Source organism: Sphingomonas sp. P3_C5 (assembly GCF_056402635.1).
In genome coordinates this window covers 108,413-120,928 of record NZ_JBFUHA010000008.1, presented here as the reverse complement: position 1 = coordinate 120,928, position 12,516 = coordinate 108,413, and the positions used below count along the sequence as shown (strand labels likewise).

General features: G+C 64.0%; 13 protein-coding genes and 1 tRNA gene. 6 read left to right on the top strand and 8 right to left on the bottom strand.

Going from position 1 to position 12,516, the window contains the following annotated elements; all coding sequences use genetic code 11:
• Positions 1–363 precede the first annotated feature (363 nt).
• The gene (locus AC1DVS_RS19235; RefSeq protein WP_478025533.1) at positions 364–1,005 is read left to right on the top strand and encodes a hypothetical protein; all 642 of its coding nucleotides are present in this window, start codon (positions 364–366) and stop codon (positions 1,003–1,005) included.
• A gap of 63 nt (positions 1,006–1,068) precedes the next feature.
• Here the strand turns inward: AC1DVS_RS19235 and AC1DVS_RS19230 are convergent, their stop codons facing one another.
• A complete protein-coding gene (locus AC1DVS_RS19230; protein WP_478025532.1) occupies positions 1,069–1,539 on the bottom strand; it encodes a GFA family protein in 471 nt (156 codons plus the stop codon).
• Complete coding sequence (gene argJ, locus AC1DVS_RS19225; protein WP_478025531.1) at positions 1,520–2,749, bottom strand: bifunctional glutamate N-acetyltransferase/amino-acid acetyltransferase ArgJ; 1,230 nt, start codon at positions 2,747–2,749, stop codon at positions 1,520–1,522. Before argJ ends, AC1DVS_RS19230 begins: the two co-directional genes overlap by 20 nt.
• Positions 2,750–2,829: 80 nt before the next feature.
• Between argJ and AC1DVS_RS19220 the strand changes: the two genes are divergently transcribed.
• From AC1DVS_RS19220 to secA, 5 genes are all read left to right on the top strand, one after another.
• On the top strand, positions 2,830–3,552 hold the full coding sequence (locus AC1DVS_RS19220) for an energy transducer TonB (RefSeq protein WP_478025530.1): 723 nt from the start codon (positions 2,830–2,832) through the stop codon (positions 3,550–3,552).
• Positions 3,537–3,992, top strand: a complete 456-nt coding sequence (locus tag AC1DVS_RS19215) for an energy transducer TonB (RefSeq protein WP_478025529.1) — start codon at positions 3,537–3,539, stop codon at positions 3,990–3,992. Before AC1DVS_RS19220 ends, AC1DVS_RS19215 begins: the two co-directional genes overlap by 16 nt.
• 138 nt (positions 3,993–4,130) lie before the next feature.
• On the top strand, positions 4,131–5,411 hold the full coding sequence (locus AC1DVS_RS19210; RefSeq protein WP_478025528.1) for an energy transducer TonB: 1,281 nt from the start codon (positions 4,131–4,133) through the stop codon (positions 5,409–5,411).
• 64 nt (positions 5,412–5,475) lie between these two features.
• Entirely contained in the window at positions 5,476–5,745 is a 270-nt protein-coding gene (locus tag AC1DVS_RS19205) for a hypothetical protein (protein WP_478025527.1), read from the top strand.
• A 101-nt stretch (positions 5,746–5,846) separates the two neighbouring features.
• Positions 5,847–8,582, top strand: a complete 2,736-nt coding sequence (gene secA, locus AC1DVS_RS19200) for a preprotein translocase subunit SecA (protein ID WP_478025526.1) — start codon at positions 5,847–5,849, stop codon at positions 8,580–8,582.
• A 37-nt stretch (positions 8,583–8,619) separates the two neighbouring features.
• Here secA and AC1DVS_RS19195 read toward each other — a convergent pair whose 3' ends face one another.
• The 6 genes from AC1DVS_RS19195 to moaA all read right to left on the bottom strand — a co-directional run bounded on the left by AC1DVS_RS19195 (position 8,620) and on the right by moaA (position 12,507).
• The gene (locus AC1DVS_RS19195) at positions 8,620–9,204 is read right to left on the bottom strand and encodes a CC0125/CC1285 family lipoprotein (RefSeq protein ID WP_478025525.1); all 585 of its coding nucleotides are present in this window, start codon (positions 9,202–9,204) and stop codon (positions 8,620–8,622) included.
• Between the two features lie 128 nt (positions 9,205–9,332).
• Positions 9,333–9,860, bottom strand: a complete 528-nt coding sequence (locus AC1DVS_RS19190; protein ID WP_478025524.1) for a DUF2141 domain-containing protein — start codon at positions 9,858–9,860, stop codon at positions 9,333–9,335.
• Positions 9,861–9,963: 103 nt separating this feature from the next.
• Positions 9,964–10,374, bottom strand: a complete 411-nt coding sequence (locus AC1DVS_RS19185; RefSeq protein WP_478025523.1) for a DUF2147 domain-containing protein — start codon at positions 10,372–10,374, stop codon at positions 9,964–9,966.
• A gap of 172 nt (positions 10,375–10,546) precedes the next feature.
• A tRNA-Asn gene (locus AC1DVS_RS19180) sits at positions 10,547–10,621 on the bottom strand.
• A 78-nt stretch (positions 10,622–10,699) separates the two neighbouring features.
• A complete protein-coding gene (locus AC1DVS_RS19175; RefSeq protein WP_478025522.1) occupies positions 10,700–11,500 on the bottom strand; it encodes an NAD kinase in 801 nt (266 codons plus the stop codon).
• Positions 11,497–12,507: a GTP 3',8-cyclase MoaA gene (gene moaA / locus AC1DVS_RS19170; RefSeq protein ID WP_478025521.1), complete on the bottom strand. Its 1,011-nt coding sequence runs from the start codon at positions 12,505–12,507 to the stop codon at positions 11,497–11,499. Before moaA ends, AC1DVS_RS19175 begins: the two co-directional genes overlap by 4 nt.
• Between the last annotated feature and the right edge of the window lie 9 nt (positions 12,508–12,516).

Genomic DNA, 12,516 nt, shown 5'->3' with positions numbered 1-12,516 from the left:
ACGAAGCGGAAGCCCGGCTTCACGTTCGTCTCGGAGGGATATCCCTTACGCCGCTTCGAGCTGACCTCGAAAGCAGGGCAGGTCGGCAAATTGGTCGATGCGTGGCATGACGGCCTCCTGTCGCTATGTCGCCTGAATGCGACGGCGGGCTGATGCGCCGGGCGCGCGTGCAGGTCAAGCAGCGCGATATCGTCCTTAAACAATGTGTTCGTTCGGTGGTGGGCGCTCCAAAGCACCGATTTAGCTTGTCGAACATACGATCTCAGCCTAGCCTTCGCGGCGGGGCATAAATCTTTAGGGGGACTGAAAGTGCATAAATCTCTGCGTCTTGGCGCGGCCATCGCCGCGCTCGTTTCTACGCCTTTGTCGGCGCTCACCGTCGCGGCGCAACCTGCGACGGCGCAGGCTGCCGGCGCTTCGGAAGCCGGAATGCTGAGCCTGAGCAGCGGTATACCGATCACGCTGGTTGTGTCCAAAGAAGTCAACAGCAGCGTCGACAAGGAAGGCGACACCTTCCCGTTGACCGTGCTGAACGACGTCAAGGTCGGCGACACGATTGTAATTCCGCGCGGCACGCCGGCAGCGGGCGAGGTTACGTGGCGGACCGGCAAGGGCGCTTTCGGCAAGTCCGGCAAGCTTGAGTTCTCGCTGCGCTACATCAATCTCGATGGCCGACACATCCCGGTCTCCGGCGACTATCGTCAGGAAGGCGAAGGCAATACGATCGCGACCGGCGTCGGCATCATCGCCGTCGGCGTTTTCGCGGGCTTCATCACCGGCAAGCGCGCCCGGGTGCCGATGGGCCGTGAACTGATGGGTCAGATCGCCCAACCCGTGCAATTCACTGCCGACGGTCATCTGGCGGCTTCGTACGACGACAAGGCCGCGATGGCGGCGGCACAGGCGAACACCCCTATTGGCAAGTGCCAAACGGCGGCTGCGGCACTGCCCAAGGGCAAGCAGAAGAAAGCGCTGAAGGATTGCTTCGTCAAGCGCATGGAATAGTCTGAAAAGGGCGGCGGGGCCCGGTCGGGCTCCGCCGCCAACTCAGTCGATCATCATCAGTGTTTATTCGCCCGGCGGCTCGGTCTGGCCCGCCGCAAGCCCACGCGTATCGGGCCTGAAATGATCATGGCGCGGGAGTGAATCCGCGGCAGGCGCCCAGGCGATGTGGTCGGCGTAGAAGATGTGGAACTCGGGCACCACGCGATCGGGCTTGTCGAGCGTGGCGATGCTGAAATCCAGCGTCTCGGCCTGGTGGTCGACCCGCATAAACAGTGGCGTGCCGCACCTCGTGCAGAAGCAGCGATGGCCGAAATCGCTCGACTTGAAGGTGCCGACCAGATCCGATCCCAGTTCATAGTGCCAATCCCCGATTGGCACGGTCGCGAAGGCCATGGCCGGGCTGCCCGAATTGAGCTGGCAAGTGCGGCAATGGCACCAGCCGGCGTCGAACGGCTCCGAGGTAAGCCGATAGCGGATCGCGCCGCAAGCGCAGCCGCCGGTCCAGCTCGCGTCTTCAGCTTCGATAATCGGCATTGATCGCGATGTAGCCATGGGTGAGGTCGCAGGTCCAGACGGTCGCGCGGCCGTCGCCAAGGCCGAGATCGACACCGATATCGATCTCGCTGCCCTTGAGGTGCGCTGCCACCGGCGCTTCGTCATAACCCTTCACCGCGAGGCCATCGCGCGCGACCTGGGTTTCACCGAAGCGGATCGCGAGCCGGTCGCGCTCAGCGGGTTCGCCTGCCTTGCCGATCGCCATGACCACGCGGCCCCAATTGGCGTCCTCGCCGGCGATCGCCGTCTTCACGAGCGGCGAATTGGCGATCGACAGGGCAATGCGGTGCGCACTGCGGTTGCTCTCGGCGCCTGTGACCTCGATGGTGATGAACTTCGACGCGCCCTCGCCATCGCGAACGACGAGATGGGCGAGCTGGAGGCAGAGATCGGCGAGCGCGGCGCGGAAGGCGTCGGCGCCGGCATCGTCGGGCGAGGCGAGGGGGGTATTGCCTGCCTGGCCGGTCGCGAAAGCAAGCACTGTGTCGCTGGTCGAGGTGTCGCTGTCGACGGTGATGCAGGAGAAGCTCTTCACATTGGCATCGGCGAGCGCTGCCTGGAGGAAAGCGGGTTCGACCGCGGCGTCGGTGAAGATGAAGCCGAGCATCGTCGCCATATCGGGCATGATCATCCCCGATCCCTTGATGATGCCGACGAGGTTCACCGTGCGGTCGCCGATCACCGCGCTGGTGACGGCTGCCTTGGCGAAGGTGTCGGTGGTCATGATCGTGGCGGCGGCATCCTCCCAGCCGCACGGCGTGGCGGTGAAGGCGGTGTCGAGGCCGGCCTCGGCCTTGTCGATCGGCAAGGGCACGCCAATCACGCCGGTCGAGGCGACGAAGACGTCGGAGGGCTGGCAGCCGATATGGCCAGCTGCCCGCGCCGCAATCGCCTCGACCGCCGCGCGGCCGCGATCGCCGGTGAAGGCGTTGGAGTTGCCGGCATTGACCACCAGCGCGCGCGCTTCGCCAAGCGTCAGCGCCTTGCGGCACCATTCGACTTCGGGCGAGGGGCAGCGGCTCTGGGTCAGCACCCCCGCGACGCTGGTGCCGGGATCGAGCGTGACGAAGGTAAGGTCGCACCGATCCCATGTCTTGTAGCGCGCGCGGGCGATGCGGAGCGTGACGCCGGCGATGGCGGGAAGAGACGGGAATGTGGCGGGAGCCAGGGGAGAACGATCATTCGACATTCTATCTTGCCCGATCTAACCTTGAGGCCTTTGTTGCTTGGGTAATTGGGGGCCGTAGCGTGCGAGCGATTCCGTGCAAGATGTTCCTGTTCGTCATGGCTTTCCCGGCCATGGCTTTGTGGCCTCCGATACAATCCGCCTGCAGCGCCGGACAAGTTCAAGCCGTCGGCGCGATCGACGCGAAGACCGGGAAACCTCAGGCGATGCCGAAGGAAAATCCGGGTGCGTGGATCGGGATTGCCGACTATCCGGCGGTCGCGAAGGCGGCCGGTGCGAGCGGCCTTGTCGAATTCACCGTGAGCTTGAATGACACAGGTGCGGTTACCGGCTGCACCATCCGCCAAAGCAGCGGCAATGCGGACCTCGACGCGGCGACCTGTGAGCTGATGCGAACCCGGGGGCGGTTTGCCCCGGCGCTAAACGCGGCTGGAAAGCCCGTGGCTGGAACCTGGTCGAAAAGGGTGAACTGGGTCTTGCCGGAGGCCGCCGGGATGCGAACAGAATGGTTGGCGTCGGAGTTCAAGCGGGATTCCCGTGTGGGAAGCTGGTTCAGCCAGAACGACTATCCGGCTGCATCCCGCCTCCGTGGCGAGCAAGGTCGGGTGGTGATCACGCTCGATATCGATGAGCTGGGCGTGCCAACAAAGTGCCGTATCGCCGAAAGCAGTGGCTATCCGACACTGGACGCCAAAACCTGCGAATTGGCGCTGGAGCGGGGGCGTTTCAAACCGGCGAATGACATAACGGGAAAGCCGATTGCCTCGAGCTTCACCCTTCCAGGCGTCAAATGGTCGATACATTGATGCCCTCGACACAGTCCGCCGCGATCGCAAACGCGCGCTTTCCGACCTTGTGGACCGGGCTCTTCGCATTGTGTTCGGCGGTGGCAGCGCTTTCCGCTGCGGCATTGCCGATAGCGAGCGCACACGCTGCGAAGAATAAGGAGGCGAGGGTGACGCCGATCGGCATTCCGCCGGATTGGTTCAGCGCCCGTGATTATCCACCGGCAGCGCGACAGGCCAGGCAGTCAGGGAAAGTCGCCATCACCCTGTCAGTCGACCCCACCGGCAAGGCGGTTGCGTGTGAAGTGACCTTGAGCAGCGGCTTTTCCTTGCTTGATGCCGGCACATGCGAAATCGCACTTCGGAACGCGCGATTCAAACCGGCGCGTACAGCGTCGGGTGACGCGGTTGCCGGGACATATTTCATACCGGGCGTCACATGGACGCTGACCGACGAATAGCCAATGGATGGTGGCGGCCCACAAGGTCCGGGGATGCGCTGGCGGCGCCATCTCCGGGAACTGTGAAGTCGTGACCGGCGCTTGCACGCAGGTTCCGCCTTTGCGAGATGCTGTGGCGGTTCGGGGGGAGAAGATCGCATGGTTTTGATGACGCTGCTGCTGGCGGGGCTTCAGCCGCCGCCCGGATCGCACCCAAAGGCACGGCACCGGAGCCCGCCGCCGCCGCGCGTTGTGGTGAGCCCGCCACCAATGATTTCTGTCCCGAGAGTGCCTCTGGCCCCGCCGCCGGCACCGATCATCCGCACGCCGTCGCCGCCGCCGCCGTCCGTGCCGGTGCTCACCGCTCCGCTCGATCTGGCCATGGTGAAGCAGCCGAAACTCGACAAATTCTATCCCAAGGAGCTTCGCAAGGCCCGGATCGAGGACAGCGCTACCGTCAACCTGACGATTGATCGCAAAGGCGAAGTCACGGCCTGCCGAATCCGGTCGGCACCCGTCAATCCGGCCTTTACGGGTCCGGCATGCGCGCTTGGTGCGAAGCTCCGGTTCGCCAGGGCGATGAACGATTATCCATGGCCGTTGCCGATCAAGATCGAGTGGCGCGCCCCAGGCGTCGCGCTGGTGCGGGGCGTGTCGCCAAAGGAGGCGAGCCTTGTTCCGGGCTCGGTCACGATCAGTGAGGAGGATTATCCCCAAGCGATGCGCCGCGCCGAGATCCAGGGCAGGGAGATCGCCGCCGTCGCGGTTGGGGCTGACGGGCAGGCCGGCGACTGCGCGATCGAATGGGCGAACGTTCCGTCGGATTTCGACGCGCCGAGCTGCCGCGTACTGATGCGCGGGCGGTTCATGCCGGCTCAGGATGAATTCGGTGTCGGCGTGCCCGGACGGGTTAGACAGGCCATACGCTGGGAACTCGAGGATAGTGATCCAGCCTCGGCAGGATCCTATTCCCAACCCATGCTGGCAAAATCCTATGCAATTACCGCCACGATGCGGGTCTCCGCCACCGGCAAGAAAATATCGTGCAAGACAGACCTGAATGGCGCGGCGCCGAGCGAGGGCGATCACGACGCGTGCAGCCCGAACGCGAGCGACGCGTTGCTGAAAATGCCGCAGCTGGCAAAGCTGCGCGGGCGCGCTGTGGTGATCACCGCCCAGGCCGCGCTGACTATGGACGGTGACCCKGTGTTCACTCCCCTGCGGGCCCGGCGGCTGCGGCTGATCGATATCCACAGCTGGGTTCATTTCGACATCGCGGCAGACGGCAAGATGGTTCACTGCAGGGTGATCGAGTCAGTCGGGGGCGAGGACGATCTCTGTAACAATCCGATCGGGCCGTTTCTTGATGCGACAGGTGCCGCGCCCCAGGCTCGTGCCGCCAGCTTTTATATGGGACTTGTCGCCGAGCCCGCGCCGTGATCGGCGCTCGCTGATCTGTTCAGGATAGACGGAGCGCATCGGGCACACTACATGCGCCAGACCAATGGAACTGCTGCTCTTCCTTTCTGCTCTCCTGTCCGCGCTGACCGGCGCGATCTCAGGCGTGCGGGCGCCCGAGGCGCAGGTGCATCAGGCCTATGTCGCCGGTGCACAGACGGCGGCTGCGCGGGCCATGCCAGCACGTGCGGTGCGCGCCCATCTGGCGCTGGCCGGTGGGTGGCAGTCGCCTGCGGCCAGCATTTTCCACAGCATCCATGTCGGCTCGGCATTTTTTGCCGCGATCCCGCTGTATCTGGACAAGCCGCGCGAGTGATGCGGCCGGCGCCTCTTCGCGCCTGATCTTTTCTTTTCCAACACCGGTCGTGCCGCGGATCCGATTCCGCCGCGACCCTTATATCCAACAGGAATTTTCGCATGCTCGGTGGCCTCGCCAAAACCCTTTTCGGGTCGTCCAACGACCGTTACGTCAAGTCGCTCTCCGGCATTGTCGCCAAGATCGCCGCCTTCGAGCCGACCATCTCGGCGATGACGGATGCCGAGCTCGCCAACCAGACGGTGATCTTCCGCGAGCGGCTGGCGAACGGCATCAAGCTTGACGACCTGCTGCCCGAGGCCTTTGCCACAGTGCGCGAGGCGGCCAAGCGGACGCTCGGCCAGCGGCATTATGACGTGCAGATGGTCGGCGGCATCGTTCTCCATCGCGGCGAGATCGCCGAGATGCGCACCGGCGAGGGTAAGACGCTGGTCGCGACGCTGGCAACCTATCTCAACGCACTGCCGGGCACCGGGGTGCATGTCGTGACCGTCAACGATTATCTGGCGGCGCGCGATGCCGAGTGGATGGCGCAGATCTACGGCTTTCTCGGCCTCACCACTGGTGTGATCGTGCCGAACCTCACCGACGAACAGCGCCGCGCCGCCTATCATTCGGACATCACCTACGGCACGAACAACGAGTTCGGCTTCGACTATCTGCGCGACAATATGAAATATGAGCGCAACCAAATGGTGCAGCGGCCGTTCAATTTCGCGATCGTCGACGAGGTGGATTCGATCCTGATCGACGAAGCGCGGACCCCGCTGATCATCTCCGGGCCGACCGACGACAAGTCGGATCTCTATCGCAGCGTCAATCTCGTGGTGCGCGAGCTGCTCCCGGAAGATTATGAGAAGGATGAAAAGCAGAAGTCGATCATCCTGACCGAGGATGGTACCGAGAAGGTCGAGCGGATGCTTGAGGCGGCGGGGCTGCTCGAGGGCGCGAACCTTTATGATTTCGAGAACACCCAGGTCGTCCATCACCTGAACCAGGCGCTGCGCGCGAACATGATGTTCAAGCGCGACACCGATTATATCGTCAAGGACGACAAGGTCATCATCATCGACGAGTTCACCGGCCGCATGATGGACGGCCGGCGCTGGTCGGACGGGCTTCACCAGGCGGTCGAAGCCAAGGAGGGCGTTGCGATCGAGCCCGAGAACCAGACCATGGCCTCGATCACCTTCCAGAATTATTTCCGCATGTACCCAAAGCTTTCCGGCATGACCGGCACCGCCGCGACCGAGGCGGCCGAATTCTTCGACATCTACAAGATGAATGTCGTGACCATCCCGACCAACGTGCCGGTGCAGCGCGTCGATGAGGAAGACGAGTTCTACAAGGACACCGCCGACAAATTCCAGGCGATCGCCAAGAAGATCAAGATCCATGCGGAAAAGGGCCAGCCCGTGCTGGTCGGCACCGTCTCGATCGAGAAATCCGAGCTGCTGTCCGACTTCCTGGTCAAGGAAGGTGTGAAGCATGAGGTGCTGAACGCCCGCCAGCATGAGCGCGAGGCGCATATCGTCGCGCAGGCCGGCCGCAAGAGCGTCGTGACGATCGCCACCAATATGGCGGGCCGCGGCACTGACATTCAGCTTGGCGGCAACCTGGAATTCCGGGTCGGCGACGAGCTTGCAGACATGCCCGAGGGGCCCGAGCGCGAGGCAGCGATCGCGAAGATCAAGGCCGAGATCGCCGCTGAAAAGGCCGAGGTGCTCGCAGCCGGCGGGCTGTTCGTGCTCGGCACCGAGCGCCATGAGAGCCGCCGCATCGACAACCAGCTGCGCGGCCGTTCAGGTCGTCAGGGCGACCCGGGGCTGAGCCGCTTCTACCTGAGCCTTGACGACGATCTGCTGCGCATCTTTGGGCCGGACACCCTGTTCGCCCGCATGATGCGATCGAACATCGGCGATGGCGAGGCGATCGGTTCGAAATGGCTCTCCAAGGCGATCGAGACCGCGCAGAAGAAGGTCGAAGCGCGCAACTACGACATCCGCAAGCAGGTCGTCGAATATGATGACGTGATGAACGACCAGCGCAAGGTCATCTATGAGCAGCGCTCGGACATCATGGATGCCGACACGGTCGGTGATGTCGTAACCGATATGCGTACCGAGCTGGTCAACAGCATCGTCGGCGAGGCGTGCCCGCATGGCACCTATCCCGAGCAATGGGATATCGAGGGCATGCGCGCCAAGCTCGCCGAGACGCTCGGGCTGAACCCGCCGATCGACGAGTGGCTGAAGGAAGAGGCGGTCGATCCGGAAGTGATCGAGGAGCGCGTGCGCGAGGCGGCCGATGCCATGGTCGCTGAAAAGGCGGCGCAGCTCGAGCCGGAGAGCTGGATCCACGTCGAGAAATCGATCCTGCTGCAGAATCTCGACCATCACTGGAAGGAGCATCTCGCAACGCTCGATGCGCTGCGTCAGGTCGTCCATTTGCGCGCCTATGCGCAGAAGACGCCGCTCAACGAATATAAGCAGGAAGCTTTCCAGCTGTTCGAGCGGATGCTCGGCAATATCCGTGAGGATGTGACGCGGACGATCGCCCATGCCGAATTCCAGATGCAGGCGCCGCCGCCGATGCCCGATCTGCCGGATTTCATCACCAGCCATTTCGACCCGTTCTCGGGCGATGACGACAGCGCCGATATAGACGGGGGCACGCGCGGGCTGATCACCACCCGGATCGCGCCGCTATCGATTCCGCAGCCGGATGGCAGTAATATGGGCGAGGACCCGGCCGACTGGGAGGGCAAGGTGAGCCGTAACGCGCCGTGCCCGTGCGGATCGGGTCGCAAGTACAAGCACTGCCACGGGGCAGTCTGAACGAATTCCCCCCGCCTTGTGGCGGGGGGATACGGTTTCAGGGTCTCGGCGTGACGATCGTCGGGCCGAGATTGCGCATTACCTCGCGGGCATCGAAGGCGCGGACATTGTCTTTCGGCTTCGGGCCGCGGCCGAGCACGATTTCGGCGCTTGCCTCATATTTATCGATTGTCTGAACGTCGATGCTGCGATCGAAGAACGGGTCGCCCCAGAACGGATCCCAGGAGCGCCAGCCAAAGCCGCGGCCGCGATAGCGCCAGCTCGGGCCCCAATAGCCATAGCCATAAGGGCCGCCGGCAAAGCTGGGCGTGGCGTAGGTGCGGGTGCGCTTGTCGGTATTGCGGTCCGACAGGATGAAATAATCATAGCCCTGCTGCACCGTCAGCTCAGCCGCGCGGTACAGCAGGTAACGCTCGACCGTATCGCGCGAGGTGTAGCTGTTGCCCGCGAAGCTCACCATGAACCGGTTGGGCTCGATCATCCGGTCGCTATAGCCGGCGCGTTCGAAGCCTGATCCGGTAGCGGGCCGATAGGCGGTTTCGGTGGCGCAGCCCGCCACCACCAGCATCGCCGACGCGAGCAGCGCCATTGCCGTGCCGCGCCTTACTCTCTTGTACTCCATGCGATCCTCCATAGCCGGCACGATGCGGTGAAACGATACGCACGCGCCGTTAGTGGTGGAACGATCAAGCTCGCGGTTGGTGCCGCGGATTATGGGTGACAAATGTTTCAGGTGGGGAGGTGTGCGTTTCAGGAATCAAGCGGCGCAAAGCCACGCAGGCCGCGCAGATACTGGAGGCGGATGTTGGCCACCGTGACCGTCTGCCCGACGCCGATGACGGCCTGATCGAATTTGGGTTTTGAGCGGCCGATCGGCTTGTTGGTCGGGATGCCAACGCCGTCGGAGAAGACCGAGAACTTGTCCTTGCCGACGCGATTGTGCCTGAGCATCACGGTGAAGCGGCCGGGGTGTGGCGTGCGGATGCAGATCGACACGGCGCCTGACGCTGGTGGCCTGGAACGGGTGCGCCGGAACACCTTGCCCTCGGCGACGAGATCCTGATCCGGGCGCAGGAAATCGCTCTCGGTGGCTGGATAGAGTTCTAGCCAGATCTCGCCGGTCCGATCCTTGAGGCCGGCGATATTGACCTGGATCGCGGGGCCGTGGCCGGCGACGCAGGCGGCGGCATCCTCGCCGATGATTTCGGCTGAGGCGGGTAATGCGCCGAACGTCATCAGGAGAGCGAGCAGGAAGCTGGCGACGGACAAGGATTTCATGATGGCGGCTTGTTCCTGGCGGGTGAGGGTCTTGGTCTAGACGGTGCGGGGGAGGGCGATCCGCACCAGGCTGTTTACGGCTGAGGCTGGCTGTTGCCGACGCTCAGCGCACCCGGGTCCAGGTTTGGGTCTTGCAGAGCGGGAAGAACACGCAGCCGCGCAGTTTGAGCTGGTCGTTGCCGACCGGGGTTACCTTGCCGCTATAGGTCTTGCCGTCTTCCGCATTGTAGACGGAGCCATCGACCCAGGCGCCGCCAGCGGCGGGCTTGAAGCCGCTGAACATCGACAGGCCGATGAGCGGACGATTGCGCAGTGCGGGATTGGCGTTGTTCTTGTCCTTCATCCCCGGGTTTGCGCGCAGCATGTCCGAGGTGAGGATCTTCGCGCAGATCGTGGGGCCGCAGCGGCTGATCTCGATGATCGCGTTGCGGGTTTCAGTTCTCCACTTGCCGAGGATGGTATCGGCCGACGCCGGGGCGCCTGCGAGGAGCGCTGCGATGATCAATGGGGCCATATCATGTTCCTCTGGCACATCAGGGATGACGCTGAGCGAGGCGGGCCGGCTCGTGCGTCGTAGTCGAAGGACAGGATAAGGCTTGAGGCTGAACCGCGGCCTAACCGGCGCGGTATCCGGGGAGGCGCTGGCGCCGTGCTCGCGGATGACCGCGCCTTTCCCGGTTTACGGCTGGCTCCCTGAGTTGGATTCGAACCAACGGCCGCTCGATTAACAGTCGAGAGCTCTACCGCTGAGCTATCAGGGAATGTAGCCGTGGGGGGCTTCTATAGGCGGCGATTTTCAGGATGCAAGCCTGTTTGCGCCCCAAGCTTCTCCAATCTGCTCAGGCAATGAATTGCTCCATCGTGATGCGGTCGTCGAGCGCATGCTCGGGATCGAACAGCAGGCAGAGTTCGCGCGAGCGGTCAATCATGATGTCGACGCGGGCGACCTCGCGGATTTCGCGCTGGTCGGCGACGGCGCTGACCGGGCGTTTGCCGGGATCAAGCACGCGCAGGCTGATTCGCGCCTTGTCCGGCAGGATCGCGCCGCGCCAGCGCCGCGGGCGGAACGGGCTGATCGGGGTGAGCGCGAGCATACCCGAACCGAGCGGAAGGATCGGGCCCTGGGCGGAGAGGTTATAGGCGGTCGAGCCGGCCGGGGTTGCGACGAGGATGCCGTCGCAGGCGAGTTCCTCGATAACGATTCGGTCGTTGACGGTCACTTCGAGGTTCGCGGTCTGGCGAGTCTCGCGGAGCAACGAGACCTCGTTGATCGCGGGCAAAGTGAAGATCTCGCCGTGAACCGTCTCGGCTGTCATGCCGAGCGGGATGACCTTGAACGTCTTGGCGCGCGAGAGCCGGTCGTCGAAGCCGTGGGGGCGCCATTCGTTCATCAGGAAGCCGACGGTGCCGAGGTTCATGCCGAAAACCGGGACGACAGGCTTGCGACGCTCGAGCATGGCGTGAAGCGTCTGGAGCATGAAGCCGTCGCCGCCGAGCGCGACGATTATCTCGGCATCATCGACCGGGACCCAGTCATAGGCATCGGCGAGCTCGGCGGCGGCTGCCTGGGCGGGCGGAGTCGGGGAGGCGACGAGCGCGCGCCGCAGCTCGTTCATCCGCGGCTCGACGGTACAGTTCATCCGCCGGTGACGCTCATATGACGCGCAACGGCGGGCGCGGAGGCGGCGATATCGAAATCATGCCGGACCGGCTTGGTCATCATCGCCGCGTCAAGCGCAGTGTCGAGTCCGGCGAGGCCGCCATCCCGTAGCGCCCGTTTGAGATCGACCTGATCGTCATGGCCGAGACAGGTATAGAGGATGCCGTCGGTCGTCAGCCGGACGCGGTTGCAGGTGTCGCAGAAATTGGCGGTGAGCGGCGAAATGAGGCCAAGCCGCGTCCCGGTGCCCTCGACGCGCCAATAGCGCGCCGGGCCGCCGGTTTTATGGGTGTCGCGCGCAAGCGGGAAGTGCGCTGAAAGATCGTCGAACACCTTGGTGAGCGGGAGGAAGCGGTCGGTGCGGTCCTCGTCGATCGCGCCGAGCGGCATTGTCTCGATCAGCGACAGGTCGAAGCCTTCGGCGACGCACCAGGCGAGCATCGGCGCGATCTCGGCTTCGTTGAGGCCGTTCAATGCGACCATGTTGATCTTGACCGCCAGCCCCGCGTCGCGCGCGGCCATGATGCCGGCGATCACGCGGTCCACATCGCCATGCCGGGTGATGTAGCGGAAGGTTTCGGGATCGCGGCTGTCGAGGCTGACATTGATTCGGCGGATGCCGGCCGCGACCATCGCCTCGGCATGATCAGCGAGGTGGTTGCCGTTGGTCGTCATCGTCAGCTCGTCGAGGCCCCCCCCACTTCCTTTGGCGCCGACATGGCCACCCAGCCGCTTGACGAGATCGCCGACGTCGCGGCGGACAAGCGGCTCGCCGCCGGTCAGGCGAATCTTGCGGATGCCGCGGGCGATGAAGCGTTCGGCGATGATCGCCATCTCGTCGAGGCTGAGCAAGGCCGCGCGCGGCAGGAAGGTCATCTGCTCGGCCATGCAATAGCGGCAGCGCAGATCGCAGCGATCCGTCACCGAGATCCGCAAATAGCTGATCGTGCGGCCATGTCGGTCGATCAGGGCTGGGGCGCAGGCCATGAGGGAGGA